19 protein-coding genes and 2 pseudogenes are annotated in these 18,313 nt (G+C 67.5%); 19 read left to right on the top strand and 2 right to left on the bottom strand.

Going from position 1 to position 18,313, the window contains the following annotated elements:
• Positions 1-27: 27 nt before the first annotated feature.
• The 11 genes and pseudogenes from pdxR (at position 28) to cobA (ending at position 8,894) form a co-directional block, all read left to right on the top strand.
• On the top strand, positions 28-1,527 hold the full coding sequence (gene pdxR, locus ACYCAX_RS04120) for a MocR-like pyridoxine biosynthesis transcription factor PdxR (RefSeq protein WP_460247469.1): 1,500 nt from the start codon (positions 28-30) through the stop codon (positions 1,525-1,527).
• 105 nt (positions 1,528-1,632) lie between these two features.
• Positions 1,633-3,201, top strand: coding sequence for a nitrite reductase (locus ACYCAX_RS04115; protein WP_294974070.1), 1,569 nt, complete (start codon positions 1,633-1,635; stop codon positions 3,199-3,201).
• Positions 3,202-3,221: 20 nt separating this feature from the next.
• The gene (locus tag ACYCAX_RS04110) at positions 3,222-3,521 is read left to right on the top strand and encodes a c-type cytochrome (RefSeq protein ID WP_041712152.1); all 300 of its coding nucleotides are present in this window, start codon (positions 3,222-3,224) and stop codon (positions 3,519-3,521) included.
• Positions 3,518-3,844 carry a c-type cytochrome gene (locus ACYCAX_RS04105; protein ID WP_015478566.1) on the top strand — a complete coding sequence of 109 codons (327 nt, stop codon included), beginning with the start codon at positions 3,518-3,520 and terminating at the stop codon, positions 3,842-3,844. Before ACYCAX_RS04110 ends, ACYCAX_RS04105 begins: the two co-directional genes overlap by 4 nt.
• Positions 3,841-5,013: a cytochrome D1 domain-containing protein gene (locus ACYCAX_RS04100; protein ID WP_294974074.1), complete on the top strand. Its 1,173-nt coding sequence runs from the start codon at positions 3,841-3,843 to the stop codon at positions 5,011-5,013. Before ACYCAX_RS04105 ends, ACYCAX_RS04100 begins: the two co-directional genes overlap by 4 nt.
• A pseudogene (locus ACYCAX_RS04095) lies at positions 5,010-5,447 on the top strand (Lrp/AsnC family transcriptional regulator); the annotation flags it as partial. The gene ACYCAX_RS04100 and the pseudogene ACYCAX_RS04095, both read left to right, overlap by 4 nt.
• Before the next feature lie 51 nt (positions 5,448-5,498).
• Entirely contained in the window at positions 5,499-6,002 is a 504-nt protein-coding gene (gene ahbB / locus ACYCAX_RS04090) for a siroheme decarboxylase subunit beta (RefSeq protein ID WP_460247519.1), read from the top strand.
• Positions 5,993-6,442 (top strand): Lrp/AsnC family transcriptional regulator, encoded by a 450-nt coding sequence (locus ACYCAX_RS04085; RefSeq protein WP_294974077.1) that lies wholly within the window; start codon positions 5,993-5,995, stop codon positions 6,440-6,442. The genes ahbB (ACYCAX_RS04090) and ACYCAX_RS04085 overlap by 10 nt, the downstream gene beginning before the upstream one ends.
• Positions 6,443-6,445: 3 nt before the next feature.
• Complete coding sequence (gene ahbB, locus ACYCAX_RS04080; protein WP_294974080.1) at positions 6,446-6,928, top strand: siroheme decarboxylase subunit beta; 483 nt, start codon at positions 6,446-6,448, stop codon at positions 6,926-6,928.
• A 10-nt stretch (positions 6,929-6,938) separates the two neighbouring features.
• Positions 6,939-8,090: pseudogene (gene nirJ / locus ACYCAX_RS04075) on the top strand (heme d1 biosynthesis radical SAM protein NirJ); the annotation flags it as partial.
• On the top strand, positions 8,085-8,894 hold the full coding sequence (gene cobA, locus ACYCAX_RS04070; RefSeq protein WP_460247518.1) for a uroporphyrinogen-III C-methyltransferase: 810 nt from the start codon (positions 8,085-8,087) through the stop codon (positions 8,892-8,894). The pseudogene nirJ and the gene cobA, both read left to right, overlap by 6 nt.
• 194 nt (positions 8,895-9,088) lie before the next feature.
• Here the strand turns inward: cobA and ACYCAX_RS04065 are convergent, their stop codons facing one another.
• Positions 9,089-9,742 carry an alpha/beta hydrolase gene (locus ACYCAX_RS04065; protein ID WP_294974082.1) on the bottom strand — a complete coding sequence of 218 codons (654 nt, stop codon included), beginning with the start codon at positions 9,740-9,742 and terminating at the stop codon, positions 9,089-9,091.
• Positions 9,743-10,258: 516 nt separating this feature from the next.
• Between ACYCAX_RS04065 and ACYCAX_RS04060 the strand changes: the two genes are divergently transcribed.
• The 5 genes from ACYCAX_RS04060 to pcsA all read left to right on the top strand — a co-directional run bounded on the left by ACYCAX_RS04060 (position 10,259) and on the right by pcsA (position 15,540).
• Positions 10,259-11,287, top strand: a complete 1,029-nt coding sequence (locus tag ACYCAX_RS04060; RefSeq protein WP_015478559.1) for an amino acid ABC transporter substrate-binding protein — start codon at positions 10,259-10,261, stop codon at positions 11,285-11,287.
• Between the two features lie 120 nt (positions 11,288-11,407).
• The gene (locus ACYCAX_RS04055) at positions 11,408-12,592 is read left to right on the top strand and encodes an amino acid ABC transporter permease (RefSeq protein ID WP_460247468.1); all 1,185 of its coding nucleotides are present in this window, start codon (positions 11,408-11,410) and stop codon (positions 12,590-12,592) included.
• Positions 12,593-12,620: 28 nt separating this feature from the next.
• A complete protein-coding gene (locus ACYCAX_RS04050; protein ID WP_015478557.1) occupies positions 12,621-13,718 on the top strand; it encodes an amino acid ABC transporter permease in 1,098 nt (365 codons plus the stop codon).
• Positions 13,719-13,730: 12 nt separating this feature from the next.
• Positions 13,731-14,507, top strand: a complete 777-nt coding sequence (locus tag ACYCAX_RS04045) for an amino acid ABC transporter ATP-binding protein (protein WP_460247467.1) — start codon at positions 13,731-13,733, stop codon at positions 14,505-14,507.
• Between the two features lie 316 nt (positions 14,508-14,823).
• A complete protein-coding gene (gene pcsA, locus ACYCAX_RS04040) occupies positions 14,824-15,540 on the top strand; it encodes a phosphatidylcholine synthase (protein ID WP_294974094.1) in 717 nt (238 codons plus the stop codon).
• A gap of 92 nt (positions 15,541-15,632) precedes the next feature.
• Here the strand turns inward: pcsA and ACYCAX_RS04035 are convergent, their stop codons facing one another.
• Positions 15,633-16,589 carry a GlxA family transcriptional regulator gene (locus tag ACYCAX_RS04035; RefSeq protein ID WP_294974096.1) on the bottom strand — a complete coding sequence of 319 codons (957 nt, stop codon included), beginning with the start codon at positions 16,587-16,589 and terminating at the stop codon, positions 15,633-15,635.
• Between the two features lie 112 nt (positions 16,590-16,701).
• On the opposite strand from ACYCAX_RS04035, the gene ACYCAX_RS04030 reads away from it, so the two are divergent.
• The 3 genes from ACYCAX_RS04030 to ACYCAX_RS04020 all read left to right on the top strand — a co-directional run bounded on the left by ACYCAX_RS04030 (position 16,702) and on the right by ACYCAX_RS04020 (position 18,258).
• Positions 16,702-17,184 carry a nuclear transport factor 2 family protein gene (locus tag ACYCAX_RS04030; protein WP_015478553.1) on the top strand — a complete coding sequence of 161 codons (483 nt, stop codon included), beginning with the start codon at positions 16,702-16,704 and terminating at the stop codon, positions 17,182-17,184.
• A 73-nt stretch (positions 17,185-17,257) separates the two neighbouring features.
• Positions 17,258-17,959, top strand: a complete 702-nt coding sequence (locus ACYCAX_RS04025) for a glutathione S-transferase C-terminal domain-containing protein (protein ID WP_041712697.1) — start codon at positions 17,258-17,260, stop codon at positions 17,957-17,959.
• Positions 17,956-18,258 carry a GIY-YIG nuclease family protein gene (locus tag ACYCAX_RS04020; protein WP_015478551.1) on the top strand — a complete coding sequence of 101 codons (303 nt, stop codon included), beginning with the start codon at positions 17,956-17,958 and terminating at the stop codon, positions 18,256-18,258. The genes ACYCAX_RS04025 and ACYCAX_RS04020 overlap by 4 nt, the downstream gene beginning before the upstream one ends.
• Positions 18,259-18,313: the final 55 nt, after the last annotated feature.

Below are 18,313 nucleotides of genomic sequence, written 5' to 3'. Positions count from 1 at the left end.
TGGGGTTCGACTCCCGGAGGATTCCTCATGCGTGCCTTCCAACAGATTCCGCTGTTGCTCGAACGCGGCGGCAAACGTTCCCTGCAGCAGCAGGTAGCGGACCAGCTGCGCGGCAAAGTGCTCGGGGGCGTGCTGAGGCCGGGCCAGCAACTGCCGTCGATCCGTGAACTCGCGCAGTCCCTCGGCGTAGCGCGCAATACCGTGTTGCTGGCCTACGAGCGGCTGTGCAGCGAGGGCTATATCGTCAGTCGTGGTACCCGCGGCACGTTCGTTGCCGATCCCCTGCCGGATCGCAGCCTGTCGGTCTGTCGCCTGTTGCCGCGTACCCCGGTGGGGCAGCGCCCGGACCTGCCGGGGTTCCTGCCGGGGATGCGCCAGCCGCTGCCGGTTTCCCCCGGGGTGACGCCGGAGGAGATACGCGCCGCGGTCGAGCTGGACTTCAGCCTGGGGCGCCCCTCGGCGGAGCTGTTCCCCCGCGACGCCTGGTTCAAGTCGTCGATCCAGCTGGCCCGCAGCCAGCCACGCTACCTGACCGACTATGCGCCGTCGGCGGGCGACCCCGACCTGCGCGCGGCTCTGGTCGCGCATCTGGGCCGTGCGCGCGGCATCAGTTGCAGCGTCGAGGACGTGCTGATCGTCTCGGGCATCCAGGAGGCGCTGAGCCTGGTGGTGTCGCTGTTTCCGCACCATCATCGACACCCGGTGGTGATCGAGAATCCCGCCTATGCCGGCGCCTGCAACCTGTTCGCCTACCATCGCTGGGAGATGCTGCCGGTGCCGGTGGACGAGCAGGGGTTGTGTGTCGGGGAATTGCCCGAGCGCCCCTGTTCCCTGGTCTATGTCACCCCCTCGCGGCACTACCCGCTAGGCATGACGCTGTCCCTGGAGCGTCGCCGCGCGCTGCTCGAATGGGCCGGCCGCCAGGGCGCCTATGTGTTGGAGGACGATTACGACGGCGACTTCCGCTACCAGCGCGTGCCGTTGCCGGCCCTCAAGGCCTTCGACAGCGAGCGGGTGATCCACCTGGGGACCTTTTCCAAGAGCCTGGGCGCCAGCCTGCGCCTGGGCTACATGGTTTGCCCGCCGTCGCTGCGCGAGCCGCTGGTGCGAGCCAAGGCGCTGCTCAATCATGCCTGCCCCTGGCTGCCCCAGGCGGTGCTGGCCGACTTCCTCACCGGTGGCGTCTATGCCGAGCATCTCCGGCGGGTGCGTGGGGAGTACCGGCGCCGTCGCGACTGCCTGATGGCCGCGCTGGAGCGCCTGTTTCCGGGGAGCCGGTTCAGCGGCGTGGATTGCGGCATGCACCTGTGCTGGCGGTTGCCGCCGCAGGCGCCGCCGGCGCGGGAGCTGGCGCGGGCCTGCCGTGAGGCGGACATCTGGCTCTATACCCTGGACCAGGCCGCGGTGGTCGGTCCGGGGCTGGAAGCGCTCAGCGAGCGCATGCTGCTGCTCGGCTATGCGGCGCTGTCGCTGGACAGCATCGCCGACGGGGCGCGCCGCATCGGCCAGATCGCCGCGCGCCTGTAGCGGCGGAGGGGCCTTGTACCCCTGTGCGGCACGCCGCTTGTACCCATTCGAGGGGTGGGCAGGTCGATACCCTGAGTGCAGTTCATTAGCCCAGGTGACTGCACCATGCACAGCTTCCGATCCGTTTCGGTCAGCGGCCTGTTACCGCTGGTCCTCTGTCTCGCCCCCGGCCTGGCTGGCGCCGACGAACCCATAGACGCCGCCCGGCTGTTCCAGGAGAACTGCACGACCTGCCACAGCGCCGACCGTGGCGGCTACATCGCGCCGGCGCTCAACAGCACAGCGCTGAATTCCAGCGAAACCGCCCTGCGCTCGATGATCATGCTCGGCATCCCCGACACCCTGATGCCGCCGTGGCACGGCGTGCTCAGCGACGAGCAGATCCGCGCGCTGGCGCACTACATCAAGACCACCCCGCGGGACAATCCGCAATGGACGCTGCAGGACATCCGCGATTCGCTGGAGGTCCTGGTCGACGAATCGAAGCTGCCGGACAAGCCGGTCTACGACGGCGACGTGCGCGACCTGATGGCGATCATGCAGCGCGGCCGCTACGGCAAGGCCCCGGCCGCGCGGGTGGTGTTCTTCGATGGCAAGACCAACAAGCAGGTGGGCGAGGTACCCACCGACTATGCGCCGCACATCCTCGACTATGACCCGGTCAATCCGCGCTGGGGCTACCTGAAGACCGACACCTCGGAAATCTACAAGATCGACCTGTACTCGCTGAAGGCGGTGCGCAAGGTCAAGGCCGGGTTGAGCGGGCCATCCATCGCGGTGTCCGCGGATGGCCGCTATCTGCTGTCCGGTTCCTTCTCGCCGGGCATCGTCACCCTGTTCGACGCTCGCACGCTGGAGCCGCTGAGCCGCGTCGAACTGCGCGGCAAGGACTACGACGGCAAGCAGGTGGAGTCGGCCTCGAGCATGGTCATCGCCAGCCCGTTGGACAATACCTTCGCCATCGCCGTGCGGCAGACCGGGCAGGTCTGGATTCTCGACCCGAGCAGGCCGCAGGAGCCGATCGTCACCCGGATCGAGAAGGTCGGCCGCTTCGTCCACGACGCCTTCCTCTCCGCGGACCGCCGCTACATGTTCCTGGCCGACTACGTGGGCAACGCCTTCGCGGTGGTCGACCTGAAGGAGCGCAAGCTGGTCAAGACCATCGCCGGCGGTTGCCAGCCGCACGTCGGCTCCGGTGCGATCACCGAGATCAAGGGCCGCCAGGTGGCCTTCGGCACCAACATCGGCACCTGCGACAAGGGCGATGTGGTGACCGTGTGGGACGCCCGGACCTTCGAGACGATCAAGCAGATCCCGGTATCCGGCGCCACCGAGTCGCCTGCCGCCCACCCCGATGCGCCCTATGTCGCGGTCGATGTGGTGAGCAAGGACAGCCGCGCCCGGCGTGTCGAGCTGATCGACAAGAACACCCTGAGCGTCGCCAAGACCATCGAGGCCGATGGCCACCTGTACTTCCCCGAATACACCCGTGACGGCAAGTACCTCTACATCAGTGGCGGCTACAGCGGCGACCGCCTGCACATCTACGACAGCCACAGCCTCGAGGAGGTCGCCAGCTATCCCCTGGAAACCCCGGCCGGGATCTTCTCCCGCGCCCGCACCGAGTGGGGCACCGTCGGGCTGCAGGCGCAGGCCAAGAGCGGCAAACCCTGATTCCCTGAAGGAGAACTTCCATGCGTGGACTATCTGTGGGCGCTGTCATGGCCGCCCTCCTGCTGAGCGGCGCGGCCAGCGCCGCCGATGAAATGCAGGCCCTGCTGCCGTTGTGTTCCAGCTGCCACGGTGCGGCGGGCGTCAGCGTGGCGCCGAACTTCCCCAACCTGGCCGGGCAGCGCGACGTCTATCTGCGCAAGCAACTGCAGGATTTCCGCAGCGGCGCGCGCAAGGACCCGGTGATGTCGCCCGTCGCCGCCGGCCTGACGGATGCGCAGATCGAGGCGGCGGTACGTTACTACACCGGGCAGAAGCCGTGAGGCCACGCGGCGCGCCGTTCCTGCTGCTGGCCGTGGCGGCCGCAGGGGCGCTCGCCGCTCCCCCCTGTTGCGGGCCGCAGCGCGCCGCCGCCCTGGAGCAACTGCTGCGCCAGGACTGCGGCGCCTGCCACGGCATGACCCTGCGCGGCGGGCTGGGGCCGGCGCTGCTTCCCGAAGCGCTGGCGGGCAAGCCGGACGCGCTGCTGCGCGGCACCGTGCTGGACGGCCGCCCCGGCACGCCGATGCCGGCCTGGCGCGGCCTGTTGAACGAAGCGGAGGCGGACTGGCTGGTTCGCCGACTCAGACTAGGAACACCCCCATGAAATCACTCCTGATACTCCTCGGCCTCTGCCTGCTGCTGGGCGCCGTCCAGCACGGTGCCGCGCAGGAACGCGGCACCGGCGACCTGGCGCTGGTGGTCGAGCGGGCCAGCGGCAGCCTGCAACTGCTGGACACCAGCGCCCGTACCAGCCTGGGGCGCATCGAAGGGCTGGGCGATCTGTCGCATGCCAGCCTGGTCTACTCGCGGGACCAGCGGCATGCCTTCGTATTCGGCCGCGACGGCGGGCTGAGCAAGGTCGACCTGCTGAGCAGACGCGTCGTGGCGCGCGTCCAGCAGGCCGGCAACAGCATCGGCGGCGCGATCTCCCAGGATGGCCGCTGGGTGGTGGTGGCCAATTACCAGCCCGGTGGCGTCCGGGTATTCTCCTCGCGGGACCTGAGCCTGCGGGCCGACATTCCGGCCACCTATGCCGAGGGGCAGCGGGCCAAGGTGGTCGGCATCGCCGATGTCCCGGGCGTGGGGTTCGCCTACAGCCTGTTCGAAGCCGGGGAAATCTGGCTGACCGACCTGAGCGATCCGCAGGCCCCGCGGACCCGCCGGTTCAAGGCCGGCGACCGGCCCTACGACGGCCTGGTCAGCCCCGATGGCCGCTGGTACGTCGCCGGCCTGTTCGGCGAACCGGGTGTCGCCGTGCTCGACCTCTGGCATCCCGAGCGGGGCGTGCGCAAGGTGCTGCAGCGCCATGTCCCGGACGATCCGCAGCGGCCGGTCTACAAGATGCCGCACCTGCGCGGCTGGGCGATGGCCGGCGACTACGCCTTCCTGCCCGCCATCGGCCGGCATGAGCTGGTGGTCCTGCGGGTGTCCGACTGGAGCGAGGTGTCGCGCATCCCGCTGGCCGGCCAGCCGGTGTTCGCCGTGGTCCGTCCGGACCAGCGCCAGGTCTGGGTCAACTTCGCCCTGCCGGACAACGACCGGGTCCAGGTCATCGATGTCGACAGCCTCAAGGTGATCGACAGCCTGCGGCCCGGCAAGGCGGTGCTGCACCTGGAGTTCTCGCCGCGCGGTGAGCAGCTCTGGCTGTCCGCGCGCGACGACAACCGGGTACTGGTCTACGACAGCTATCGGCGCACCCTGCTGGGCAGCATCGAGGCGCGGGCACCCTCGGGCATCTTCATGACCGGCCGGGCGGGGCGGATCGGCCTATGAACCTCGATGACCTGATGCTGCTGGAAGCTGGCCAGCATGATTTCCCACTGTGCCCGCGGCCGTTCGCCGTGCTCGGCGAGCGCCTGGGTCGCAGCGAGGCCTGGGTGCTCTGGCGGCTGCGCGAGTTGCGTCGCAGCGGATGCCTGAGCCGGGTCGGCCCGGTGTTCGCGCCCAATCGCGCGGGGCGCAGCCTGTTGGCGGCGCTGCGGGTACCGGAGGCCCGCCTGGGTGACGTGGCGCAGCGGGTCAGCGACCTACCCGAGTGCAACCACAACTACCAGCGCGAGCACGAATGGAATCTCTGGTTCGTCCTCAACGGGCCCGATCGTGGGCATCTGAATGCCTGCCTGGACCGGCTGGAGGCCGCTACCGGACTGCACGCGCTACGTCTGCCGCTGGTGCGCGAGTACCGCATCGACCTGGCCTTTCCCCTCATCGGGAACCGGGTTGCCGTCCCGCGCCCCTTTCCCCGGACGTCGCCGCCAGTGGCCCTTGAACCGTCGCAGCGCAGCCTGGTGTACGCGCTGCAGGACGGCCTGGAGCTGCTGGCGCAGCCCTGGCTGCCGGTGGCCCGGCGACTGGGCTGGAGCGAGTCCCAGGTAGTCGATGCGGTGACGCGCTTGTACGTCGGCGGCGTGATCCGCCGCTTTGGCGTCGTGGTGCGGCACCACGAGCTGGGTTTCCGGAGCAACGCGATGCTGGTGTGGGATGTCGACGATTCCGAGGTGGACGCCGTGGGCCGCGGCCTGGCCGAGGAGCCCGGGGTGAACCTGTGCTATCGCCGCGCGCGACAGGCGCCGGAGTGGCGCTACAACCTGTTCGCCATGCTGCATGGGCGGCGCCGCCTCGACGTGGAGTTGCGGATCCGCGAACTGCGCGATCTGCCGGCGCTGCGGGAGCGCCCCGGCGAGGTGCTGTTCAGCCTGACCCGCTTCAAGCAGCGCGGCGCCCGCTTCGAAGGTCTGCGGGAGGGCATTGCATGCGCCTGAGCCTGTTCGAACGCGTGGTGATCCGCCGTCTGCAGCGTGGCTTTCCGCTGAGCGAGCAGCCTTACGCGGAGGTGGCCGCCGAGCTGCATTGCAGCGAAGACCGGTTGCTGGAGTGTCTCCGCCGGCTGATGTTGCGTGGCGTGCTGACGCGCTTCGGTCCGATGTTCGCCGCCGATGTACTGGGCGGCGGCCTGACGCTGGCGGCGATGTGCGTTCCCGAGGCGGACTGCGAACGCGTCGCCGGGCTGCTCGATGGTCTGCCCGAGGTGGCGCACAACTACCTGCGCGACCACCGCTACAACCTCTGGTTCGTGCTGGCCACCGAGCATCAGGCGCAGATCGCCCCCTTGCTGCGCCACATCGAGCGGATCAGCGGCTACGAAGTGCTCGACCTGCCCAAGGTGCGCACTTTCCACCTCGACCTTTACCTGGAGGTATGAGCCGTGCTCGACGCTACCGACCGCCAACTGATCCTCGCCACCCAGTCCGGGCTGCCATTGCAGAGCCGGCCCTACCAAGCCCTGGCCGATGCCTTGCAACTGCGCGAAGACGAGGTGCGCGGGCGCCTCGCGCGCTTGCTGGCCTGCGGCGCCATCCGCCGGATTGCCGCGGTTCCCAACCACTACGCGCTGGGGTACCGGGCCAATGGCATGAGTGTGTGGGACATCGCCGACGACCAGCTTGAACGCTGCGGCCGCCTGCTCGGTGCGCTGCCCTACGTCAGTCACTGCTACCAGCGGCCACGGCGCATGCCCGGCTGGCCCTACAACCTGTTCGCCATGCTGCACGCCCGCCGCCGCGCCACCGTGGAGTGCTACCTCGCGGAAATGGCCGGCCTGCTCGGCGATGCCTGCCGTGGGCACGAGGTGCTGTACAGCCTGCGAATCCTGAAGAAGACCGGCCTGCGTCTGGCCGGTGTGCCCTGAGGAGGCTCCCATGTTACGCATCAGTCGCCATTTGCAACGCCTGCGCCAGGGCCTGGCGCTACCGCCGGCACGGACGATCGAGGCGGCCCCGGTGGTGATCTGGAACCTGTTGCGGCGCTGCAACCTGACCTGCCGCCACTGCTATTCCATTTCCGCCGATATCGATTTCCCCGGCGAGCTGGACACCGCGCAGGCGATGACCGTGCTCGACGACCTTGCCGGCATGCGTATTCCGGCGCTGATCCTTTCCGGCGGCGAACCGCTGCTGCGGCCGGATCTGTTCCAGCTCAGCGCGCGCGCCAAGGAACTGGGGCTGTACGTCGGGCTGTCGAGCAACGGTACGCTGATCGATGCGCCGCTGGCCCGGCGCATCGCCGACAGCGGCTACGATTACGTCGGCGTATCCATCGACGGCCTGCGCGCCAGCCACGACCGCTTCCGGCGTGCCGACGGCGCCTTCGACCGGACGCTGGCGGCGGTCGGCCACCTGCGCCGCGCCGGGGTCAAGGTGGGCTGGCGCTTCACCCTGACGGCGGCGAATGCCGCCGAACTGCCGGAATTGCTGCGCCTGATGCGCGAGGAGGGGGTGGACAAGTTCTACCTGTCGCACCTCAACTACTCCGGGCGCGGCGCGCGCAACCAGCGCGACGACGCGGCTTTCGCGATGACCCGCGAGGCCATGACGCTGCTGTTCGAGCAGGCCTGGGCCGATCTCGACCAGGGGCGCGAATACGTCACCGGCAACAACGATGCCGATGCGCCGTTCCTGCTGCGCTGGGCGCAGGCGCGCGGGATGGATGCGCAGACGCTGCGTGCCGATCTGCTGCGCTGGGGCGGCAACTCCAGCGGGGTGGGCGTGGCGAATATCGACAATCGCGGCGATGTGCATCCGGACACCTACTGGTGGGGCTACAGCCTGGGCAACGTGCGGCAGCGGCCGTTCTCGGCGATCTGGCGAGACACCGGCGACCCGCTGCTGGACGGGTTGCGCCAGCAGCCGCGGCCGGTGCACGGGCGCTGCGCGCAGTGCCAGTACCTGGGCATGTGCAACGGCAACACGCGCATCCGTGCCTGGCAGTCCACCGACGACCCCTGGGCCTCGGACCCGGGCTGCTACCTGAGCGACGAGGAGATCGGCCTGCGCCACGACCAGTCGGTGCCGCAGCGCGCACCCGCTCCACTGGTGGCGCGGCAGCCGATCCGCTTCATCGCCGAACCGGGGCAGGTCTGGCTGGTGGGGGCCGGTCCCGGCGACCCCGGGCTGCTGACCCTGAAGGCCGCCGAGTGCCTGGCGCGGGCCGAGGTGGTGGTGCACGACCGCCTGGTGTCGCCCGCCGTGCTGGCCAAGGCGCCGCCCGGCGCCGAACGCATCGACGTGGGCAAGGCCTGTGGCCGGCATACGCTGTCCCAGGAGAACATCAACCGCCTGCTGGTGCGGCTGGCGCGCCAGGGACGCAACGTGGTGCGCCTGAAGGGCGGCGATCCGCTGATCTTCGGGCGCGGTGGCGAGGAACTGGAGGTACTGCGCAAGGCCGGCATCGCCTGCCACGTGGTGCCGGGAGTGACGGCAGCGGCGGCCTGCGCGGCGGCTGCCGGCATCCCGCTGACCCACCGCGAACATGCCCAGGCGCTGGTGCTGGTCACCGGTACCCGCAGCGACGGCAGTCTCGAGTGCGATTGGCCGGCGCTGGCCGGCAGCGGCCTGACCCGGGTGTTCTACATGGGCCTGCAACATGCCGCGCAGATCAGCCGGGAGCTGTGCGAGCACGGCTGCGCGGCCGATACGCCGGTGGCGCTGGTGCAGCAGGGCTCGTTGCCCGGCCAGACCATCCGCGTCGGGCGCCTGGACCGGCTGGCGGAACTGGCCGAGGGCCTGCGTCCGCCGACTCTGCTGGTGATCGGCGAGGTGGCCGCCCTGGCCGAGGTGCCGGTCAGCTCCGTGGCCGCCGAGGCCGAGGGGTTCTAAGTGCTGTACGAAAAGTGTTTGCGCTCGGTGATGCGTCGTTAAAAACCGGTTCGGAAGCCGCCTGCGGCTAAGGCACGTCAGTGCGGCCTCGAAGAGACGAGCGTAGCGAGTCATGCTCATTGACAGCTCGTAAACTGCGTTTCCTCACCGATTTTGCCTAGCCTGAGCTTCGCTCGACGAGAGCCTGGCGAGCCTTACAGGCGCTCGTCCAGCCACTGGGCGATGTCGGCGATTTCCTGGTTGCTCACCTCGTGGCTCATCGGGTAGGTGCGCCACAGGGCGGGAACGCCTTGCGCCACCAGGAAATCGTAGGCCGCCCGGCCCAGGGGCGGCGACACCACGTCATCGGCCGTGCCGTGCAGGCAGAGCGCCGGGAGTTGGCGCTTGGCGGGGCTGAAGTCGAGGTTCGCGGCGAAGGTCGGCGCATAGGTGGACAGGGCCATGACCCCGCCCAGTTCGCCGTTCCAGCGCAGGTAGCCGGTGTGCAGCACCACGGCGCCGCCCTGGGAAAAACCGGCGAGGATGATGCGGCGGGCGTCGATGCCCTGGTCGATCTGTCCCTGGATCAGTGCGATCACGCTGTCGGCCGAAGCTTCCAGCTGTGCGTCGTCGATGGCGCGGGCGGGCGACATGGCGAGGATGTCGTACCAGCTGGGCGCGGGCATGCCGTTGAACACCGTGACCGGGCGGGTCGGCGCCTGCGGGAGGATGAAGCGGGTGCTGGTGAAGCTGCGTTGCAGCATCTGTGCTACCGGTTCGAAGTCGTAACGGTCGGCGCCCAGGCCGTGCAACCAAATGACGCAGGCGTCGGCCGGGTGGGTGGGTTCGAGGATCAGGGGCTGGGTCATGGAGGCTCCAGGATGGGGCGGGCGCTCTAGGAGGGGGCGCCGCGCGCGAAAAGGGGCGGAAGCGCCCTGCAAGAAGATGTCGCATTGCCATAACTTGCAGGGCTTGACGCTGCCGGATTGTGGGGGGCGCCGCGGAGCTGGTACGGCCCTTGCTATCTCAGGTTCCAGGCTGTGTCACCCCGCTTGCGGTAACACTTTACCGACCCCATCCGGAAAGCTGTACCGCAAGCGGGGTGGCAATGGCCTTGGGCCGCTTCAGGGCCCGTCGACGTCCGGCCGCGGTCAACGGCTGGCGCGACGGGCCTTCGCCTTCACGCAATGATCTGCCTAGACCCCCGTTCCAGCCCGCATCACCTGCGGGCTCCGGGCGGGTCTGCGACGCCTCGGTACGGTTTCCGAGAGCGGACTAGACTCACCCTTAGGTCTCCATCCCGTCAGTGGTCTTGCTTGTGCCTCACGAGGGTACGGCGGTGGAACCGGGACTCCAGAACACTAAAAAAGCAACGGAGAAGATCGATGAAGATGGTGAAATCCACCCTGGCAGTGCTGACCACCGCCGCCGTGTTCGGTATCAGCGGCCTCGCTCACGCGGGCGCCACCCTGGATGCAGTGAAGAAGAAAGGCTACGTGCAGTGCGGTATCAGTGATGGTCTTCCGGGCTTCTCCTACGCCGACGCCAAGGGGCAGTACAAGGGCATCGACGTCGATGTCTGCCGCGCCCTGGCCGCCGCCGTGTTCGGCGACGCGAGCAAGGTCAAGTTCAGCCCGCTGACCGCCAAGGAGCGCTTCACCGCGCTGCAGTCCGGCGAGATCGACATCCTCTCGCGCAACACCACCTGGACCAGTTCCCGCGACAGCGCGATGGGCCTGAACTTCGTCGGCGTGACCTACTACGACGGCCAGGGCTTCCTGGTGAACAAGAAGCTCGGCGTCTCCAGCGCCAAGGAACTCGACGGCGCCACCGTGTGCATCCAGGCCGGCACCACCACCGAGCTCAACCTGTCCGACTACTTCCGCTCCAACAACCTCAAGTACACCCCCATCACCTACGACACCTCCGACGAGAGTGCCAAGTCGCTGGAGTCCGGGCGTTGCGATGTGCTGACCTCCGACCAGTCGCAGCTCTACGCCCAGCGCATCAAGCTGGCCAAGCCCGACGACTACGTGGTGCTGCCGGAAGTCATCTCCAAGGAGCCGCTGGGCCCGGCGGTACGCCAGGGTGACGAGGAGTGGTTCGACATCGCGCGCTGGACGCTCTTCGCCATGCTCAACGCCGAGGAGCTGGGCGTGAACTCGAAGAACGTCGAGGAGATGGCCAAGAACACCAAGAACCCGGACGTCGCCCGCCTGCTCGGCGCCGAAGGCGATTACGGCAAGGACCTGAAACTGTCCAAGGACTGGGCGGTACAGATCGTCAAGCAAGTGGGTAACTACGGCGAGATCTTCGATCGCAACGTCGGCGACGGCAGCGAGCTGAAGATCAAGCGTGGCCTCAACGCCCTGTGGAACAAGGGTGGTCTGCAGTACGCACCGCCGGTGCGCTGACCATTCCCGTGCCCGGCGCCCTGATGGTGGGCGCCGGACCTGTTTCTGATGACATGAAGCCTCCGGGGCGGCGCGGGTGTAGATCCGTGCCCGCCTCGGAGCCTTCGTAAGAGGGCTTACATGCAAAATTCCATCAAAGCCCAGCGTCCGCGAGGGATCTCGCTCACCGATCCCACGGTGCGGGCCTGGGCCTTCCAGATCATCGCCGTGATCGTCGTCGTCGCGGTCGGCTGGTTTCTCTTCGATAACACCCAGACCAATCTCGAACACCGTGGCATCCAGTCCGGCTTCGGGTTCCTGCAGAACAGCGCCGGCTTCGGCATCTCCCAGCACCTGATCGACTACAGCGAAAGCGATACCTACGCGCGGGTGTTCCTGGTCGGCCTGCTCAATACGCTGCTGGTCACGGTGGTGGGCATCTTCTTCGCCACCGTCATCGGTTTCATCCTCGGCGTGGCGCGGCTGTCGCCCAACTGGCTGATCCGCAAGCTGGCGACCCTGTACATCGAGACCTTCCGCAACATCCCGCCGCTGCTGCAGATCTTCTTCTGGTACTTCGCCGTGCTCGGCCCGTTGCCCGGCCCACGGCAGAGCATCAGCTTCGGCGGGCTGTTCTTCGTCAACAACCGTGGCCTGCAGATGCCCGCGCCGACCGCCGCCGACGGGCTCGGCCCGTTCATCGTCGCGTTCGTCCTGGCGCTCGTCGGCTGGGCGGTGATCTGGAAATGGGCCAAGGCCCGCCGCCACGCCACCGGCAAGGCCTTCCCGGTATTCCTCAGCGGCCTGGCACTACTGATCCTGCTGCCGGGATTGACCGCACTGGCGGCCGGCGCGCCGTTCCACTGGGACGTACCGGTGTTGCAAGGCTTCAACTTCCGTGGCGGCTGGGTGGTGATCCCGGAACTTGTGTCCATCGTGCTTGCGCTGTCGGTGTACACCGCGGCCTTCATCGGCGAGACGGTGCGCGCCGGCATCCAGGCGGTCAGCCACGGCCAGACCGAGGCGGCAGGCTCCCTCGGCCTGCGTCCGGGCCAGACCCTGCGCCTGGTGGTCATCCCGCAGGCGCTGCGGGTGATCATCCCGCCGCTGACCAGCCAGTACCTGAACCTGGCGAAGAACTCCTCGCTGGCTGCCGCCATCGGCTACCCGGACATGGTCTCGCTGTTCGCCGGCACGGTGCTCAACCAGACCGGCCAGGCCATCGAGACCATGGCCATCACCATGAGCGTGTACCTGGCCATCAGCATCAGCATTTCGCTGCTGATGAACTGGTACAACAAGCGCATCGCACTGGTCGAGCGCTGATCCGGATAGAGAGCAGAGGCTTAGTTAGATGGCAACGCATACCTTCAAACCCGACCTGCCGCCACCGGCGATGAGCGTGGGTGTCCTCGGCTGGCTGCGCGCCAACCTGTTCTCCGGCTGGCTCAACACCCTGCTGACACTGCTCGGGCTGTACCTGGTGTACCTGATCCTGCCGCCGCTGCTGGAATGGGCGTTCATCAAGGCCGACTGGGCCGGCGCGACCCGCGCCGACTGCTCCCGCGAGGGTGCCTGCTGGGTGTTCATCGGTTCGCGCTTCGGCCAGTTCATGTACGGCTTCTACCCCGAGGAACTGCGCTGGCGCGTGGACCTCAGCGTGCTCTTCGTGATCTTCGGGGCGGCGCCGCTGTTCCTCAAGCGTTTCCCGTACAAGCTGAAGTATGGCGCCTGCTTCCTCGTGGCCTTGCCGCTGGTGGCCTACTGGCTGTTGCACGGTGGCTTCCTCGGTCTTGATAACGTGCCGACCAGCCAATGGGGCGGCCTGATGCTCACCGTGGTGATCGCCGCGGTCGGCATCTGCGGGGCGATGCCGCTGGGCATCCTGCTGGCGCTCGGGCGGCGCTCGAAGATGCCGGCGATCAAGGTCATCTGCGTCACCACCATCGAGTTCTGGCGCGGCGTGCCGCTGATCACCGTGCTGTTCATGTCCTCGGTGATGCTGCCGCTGTTCCTGCCCGAGGGGATGAACCTGGACAAGCTGCTGCGGGCGATGGTGATGGTGGTGCTGTTCGAGGCCGCCTACATCGCCGAGGTGGTGCGCGGCGGCATGCAGGCCATTCCCAAGGGGCAGTACGAGGCCGCCGCCGCGATGGGCCTGGGCTACTGGCGGATCATGGGCCTGGTGATCCTGCCGCAGGCGCTCAAGCTGGTGATTCCCGGCATCGTCAACACCTTCATCGCGCTGTTCAAGGACACCAGCCTGGTGATCATCATCGGCCTGTTCGACTTCCTCAACAGCATCAAGCGCGCCACCGCGGACCCGGCCTGGCTGGGCATGGCCACCGAAGGCTATGTGTTCGCCGCGGCGGTCTACTGGATCTTCTGTTTCGGCATGTCCCGCTACTCCATGCACCTGGAGCACAAGCTGGACACCGGCCACAAGCGTTAGGAGTGAATCGTCATGTCTGAAGCCACCCCAAAGACCGCACAGCCGGCCATCGGCGATCACACGATGATCACCATGAAGGGCGTGAACAAGTGGTACGGCCAGTTCCACGTGCTCAAGGACATCAACCTGGAGGTCAAGCAGGGCGAGCGCATCGTGCTCTGCGGGCCGTCCGGCTCGGGCAAGTCCACCACCATCCGCTGCATCAACCGCCTGGAGGAGCACCAGCAGGGCAGTATCGTGGTCGACGGCACCGAGCTGACCAACGACCTCAAGCAGATCGAGGCGATCCGCAGCGAAGTCGGCATGGTGTTCCAGCACTTCAACCTGTTCCCGCACCTGACCGTGCTGCAGAACTGCATCCTGGCGCCCATGTGGGTGCGCAAGCTGCCCAAGCGCCAGGCCGAGGAAGTCGCCATGCATTACCTGGAGCGCGTGCGCATCCCGGAGCAGGCCAACAAGTTCCCCGGCCAGCTCTCCGGCGGCCAGCAGCAGCGCGTGGCGATCGCCCGCGCGCTGTGTATGAAGCCGAAGATCATGCTGTTCGACGAACCCACCTCGGCGCTCGATCCGGAGATGGTCAAGGAGGTGCTCGATACCATGATCGGCCTGGCGCAGAGCGGCATGACCATGCTCTGCGTGACCCACGAGATGGGCTTCGCGCGCACCGTGGCGAACCGGGTGATCTTCATGGACAAGGGCGAGATCGTCGAACAGGCGGCGCCGGACCAGTTCTTCGACAACCCGCAGTCGGACCGGACCAAGCTGTTCCTCAGCCAGATCCTCCACTGACCAAGGCGTTTTTTGCAGGAGCGAGCTTGCTCGCGAACCGCCCGGCACCCGAGTAGCCGGGAATTCCTTTCGCGAGCAAGCTCGCTCCTACAAGGTTGAGACCCTCACCCGGCCAACCTTGCAACGCTCGTCTTCCCCGATGGCAAGCCCCCGCCGCAACGGCGTATGCTGCCGATTCCACCGCAACAAGACGCATCGGGAAGAACCGGCTGAACTCGGCCGGCGGATCGGTGTTCCCATGTGCAGTGGTTTGTCAGGGATGGGCTAACGTTTGAAGTAGCTCGCCTGCATCGCCGTCCGAAGGAAGAGAGCCGACGTGAACCTGATCCTATCGCCCCTGAACCTGAGCAAGGCCAAAGCCTGGAGCGCCCATGCGGTGACCTCCAGCGGTGTCATTCTCGCGCTGCTGGCGCTGCTGGCACTGGTCGACAACCGACCCCAGGCTTGCCTGCTGTGGCTGGGCGTCGCTCTGCTGGTGGACGGCCTGGACGGCACGCTGGCGCGCAAGTTCGACGTCAAGGCGGTGTTGCCGCACTTCGATGGCTCGACCCTGGACCTGGTGATCGATTACCTCACCTACGTGTTCATCCCGGCTATCTTCATCTACCGCTACGTGCCGCTGCCGGTGCATACCGAACTGCTGGCGGTGGGGGTGATCCTGGTGTCCTCGCTGTTCTGCTTCTGCAACGTCAACATGAAGAGCAAGGACAACTACTTCGTCGGCTTCCCGGCCGCCTGGAACGTGGTGGCGGTGTACTTCTACGTGCTCGACCTGCATCCCTGGGTGAGCTTCGTCACCGTGCTGGCGCTGGCCGCGCTGACCCTGACCAGGATGAAGTTCCTGCACCCCTTCCGCGTGCGCCAGTTCATGCCGCTGAACATCGCCGTGACCTTCGTCTGGATGCTCAGCAGCGCGCTGCTGATCCTCCAGCAGCCGATCGACCAGCACTGGCTGCTCGGCCTGTGGTTCATCGCGTCGGCATACTTCGTCGGTGTGTGCATCTGGCGTACGGCGATGGAGTGGTTCCACTGATGCTCTTCCTGTAGGAGCGAGCCTGGTCGCGAACGGGTTCTCCGGCGATGCCTGTGTCAAGCGGGTTCGCGAGCACGCTCGCTCCTACATTGCTACGCCGACCGTCCCAGCAACCTCTGCCGAAAGGCCCCCGGCGTCTCCCCGCACAACTGCTTGAACAGCCGCGCGAAGCTCGCCCGGTCGGCATAGCCGATATCGCTGGCGATGCGCTCCAGCGAACGTGCCGGGTCGCCCAGCGCCTCCTGCGCCGAGGCGATGCGCAGGCGCTGCACGTAATCGTTCGGGGTCATTCCCAACTGCTCGCGGAAGCGCCGCAGCAAGGTGCGCGTCGAGCAGTGCACGCGCTGCGCCAGTGTGCTCAGGTCGAACGGTTCGGCATAGTTGTCCGCCAGCCATGCCAGCAATGGCGCCAGCACCGAGCCTTCGGGCAGTGGCTCGGGCAGCAGCGGGGTGAAGCGCCGCTGCCGGCCACGGCCGTGCTCGAACACCAGCGTGGCCGCCGCGCGCCGGGCGAGCGCCGCGCCGGCGTGGCGCTCGATCAGGTACAGGCACAGGTCCAGCCCGGCCTGCGCGCCGCCGGAACAGAGGCGCCCACCGTCCTCGGTGCACAGCGCGTCGATGTCCAGGTTCACCTGTGGATAACGCTCCCGGAAGGCCGCCTCCAGCGCCCAGTGCGTAGTGGCGCGGCGGCCGTCCAGCACGCCCGCTTCGGCGAGCAGGAAGGCACTGCTGCACAGACTGGCCAACTGCACTCCGGGCGGGCTGTGGCGCAGCCAGGCGAGCAGCGGCTGGTTGGCGGCGCAGGTGGCGGCCACGTCCGGCCCGGTGGCGGGAATCAGCAGCAGGTCGCAGTCCCCGGCGAGATCGAGGGCGCCTTCCACTTCGATGCGGCCGAAGGGGAGGGCGACCGGCGCGCCGTCGGCGCTGACCCGCAGCACCTCGAACAGGCGCTGGCCGGTGAGCCGGTTGGCCAGGTGGAAGGCATCCATTGCCAGGCCGAGGCTGGAGCACAGCGTTTGCGGGCAGACGAACAGGGCTATCCTGAACATGGCGTCTCACAATGAATTTGGCGTTATCGATCATAATTTTGTCGATATTGCCAATCGTGTCCAGTCGGAACCTCGTCGATACTGCGCCCACCTTCTTCATGCGAGCGCCGTCATGGCCCATCCCAACGCCCAGTTGATCGAACGCTTCTACCAGGCCTTCCAGCGCCGCGATGGCGATGCAATGGCCGCCTGCTACAGCGCCGACGTGCAGTTCAGCGACCCGGTCTTCACCGACCTGCGTGGCGCCGAGGCCGGGGATATGTGGCGCATGCTCACCGCGCGGGCCGCGGATTTCTCCTTGAGCTACGAGGGCATCGAAGCCGATGAGCGATGCGGGACGGCGCACTGGGTGGCGTCCTATACCTTTACCCGGACCGGCCGGCGGGTGGTCAATCACATCCGCGCACGGTTCGAGTTTCGCGACGGCCTGATCTGCCGTCACGTCGATACGTTCGACCTGTGGAAATGGTCGCGCCAGGCCCTCGGGGCCAAGGGCGCCCTGCTGGGCTGGGCGCCGCCGGTGCGGGCGGCGATCCGTGCCCAGGCGGCCGGAGGACTTGCGGTATACCGCGCGCAGCGGGCCTCGAAGGCCTGATGTCAAGGTGCCGGGCTCGCTCGCGGAAGGCGGATAGGCTTAAATGACAGGCGACTCCGAGCAGGATGCCGCCATGATCACTCTTTTCCAGTTCCCGCCCGCCTTCAATGTGCCCAACGTCAGCCCCTTTTGCCTGAAGCTGGAAACCTTCCTGCGCCTGGCCGGGCTGGAGTACCAGATCAAGCACGTCGTCGACCCGCGCAAGGGCCCCAAGGGCAAGCTGCCGTTCATCACCCTGGACGGCAAGGCCATCGCGGATACCGCGATCATCATGCGTACCCTGCAGCAGTACTACGAATTCGACCTCGACGCCGGGCTCGACGCCCGTGGCCGTGGCTGGGCGGTGTCGATCACCCGGTTGTGCGACGAGCACCTGGTGCCGCTGCTGGTGTACTTCCGCTGGCTCGACGAGTCGGGCTTCCGCCAGGTGAGGGACGTGATGCTGCGCAGCATCCCGGCTCCGTTGCGTCCGGCGGTGGGCTTGTTCATGCAGCGCAAGATCCGTGGCGATCTCGCCGGCCGCGGGTTGATCCGGCACAGTCGCGAAGAGCTGCTGAGCTTCGCCCGCGACGACCTCGAAGCGCTGGACGGCATGCTCGGCGACCTGCCGTTCTACGGTGGTGCCCAACCCTGCAGCGCCGACGCGGCCGCCTATGGCGTGCTCGCCAATCTGGTGCTGAGCACCCTGGAAACACCGCTCAACGACATGGCGCGCAGCTATGAACGGCTGGTCGCCTACTGCGAGCGCATGCAGGCCCGGGTCTGGGCATCGTGACGGCTGTCGAACCCAAGCCCTGGTTCGTTTACCTGGTGCGCGCCGAGAACGGTGCGCTCTACTGCGGCATCAGCGATGACCCGGCGCGGCGCTTCGAGACGCACCGCAGCGGCAAGGGCGCGCGTTTCTTTCATTCCAGCCCGGCCCAGGCGCTGGTCTATGTCGAGACCTGCCCCGGCAAGGGCGATGCCTTGCGCCGGGAGCGGGCGATCAAGGCGCTGACCAAGAAGGCCAAGGAACGCCTGGTGCAGGCCAATCCGGCCATCCACGCCGTGGATGTTGCCCTATCCGGGACATGAGGTAGGCCGGAGCCTTCTCGCGGGTTAAGCTGCCTGTCCATCCTTCCGGCCGCTG

This window comes from Pseudomonas sp. MT3, assembly GCF_054720805.1.
This window is presented reverse-complemented; position numbering and strand designations above follow the sequence as displayed.

Bases quoted from the DNA above. Each gene is read 5' to 3' on its own strand.
- ACYCAX_RS04025 (WP_041712697.1), top strand. From the start codon at position 17,258: ATGATCACTCTTTTCCAGTTCCCGCCCGCCTTCAATGTGCCCAACGTC.
- ACYCAX_RS04115 (WP_294974070.1), top strand. From the start codon at position 1,633: ATGCACAGCTTCCGATCCGTTTCGGTCAGCGGCCTGTTACCGCTGGTC.
- pdxR (WP_460247469.1), top strand. From the start codon at position 28: ATGCGTGCCTTCCAACAGATTCCGCTGTTGCTCGAACGCGGCGGCAAA.
- ACYCAX_RS04050 (WP_015478557.1), top strand. From the start codon at position 12,621: ATGGCAACGCATACCTTCAAACCCGACCTGCCGCCACCGGCGATGAGC.
- ACYCAX_RS04030 (WP_015478553.1), top strand. From the start codon at position 16,702: ATGGCCCATCCCAACGCCCAGTTGATCGAACGCTTCTACCAGGCCTTC.
- ACYCAX_RS04085 (WP_294974077.1), top strand. From the start codon at position 5,993: ATGCGCCTGAGCCTGTTCGAACGCGTGGTGATCCGCCGTCTGCAGCGT.
- ACYCAX_RS04100 (WP_294974074.1), top strand. From the start codon at position 3,841: ATGAAATCACTCCTGATACTCCTCGGCCTCTGCCTGCTGCTGGGCGCC.
- ACYCAX_RS04065 (WP_294974082.1), bottom strand. From the start codon at position 9,742: ATGACCCAGCCCCTGATCCTCGAACCCACCCACCCGGCCGACGCCTGC.
- ACYCAX_RS04110 (WP_041712152.1), top strand. From the start codon at position 3,222: ATGCGTGGACTATCTGTGGGCGCTGTCATGGCCGCCCTCCTGCTGAGC.
- ACYCAX_RS04035 (WP_294974096.1), bottom strand. From the start codon at position 16,589: ATGTTCAGGATAGCCCTGTTCGTCTGCCCGCAAACGCTGTGCTCCAGC.
- ACYCAX_RS04045 (WP_460247467.1), top strand. From the start codon at position 13,731: ATGTCTGAAGCCACCCCAAAGACCGCACAGCCGGCCATCGGCGATCAC.
- ACYCAX_RS04055 (WP_460247468.1), top strand. From the start codon at position 11,408: ATGCAAAATTCCATCAAAGCCCAGCGTCCGCGAGGGATCTCGCTCACC.
- ACYCAX_RS04060 (WP_015478559.1), top strand. From the start codon at position 10,259: ATGAAGATGGTGAAATCCACCCTGGCAGTGCTGACCACCGCCGCCGTG.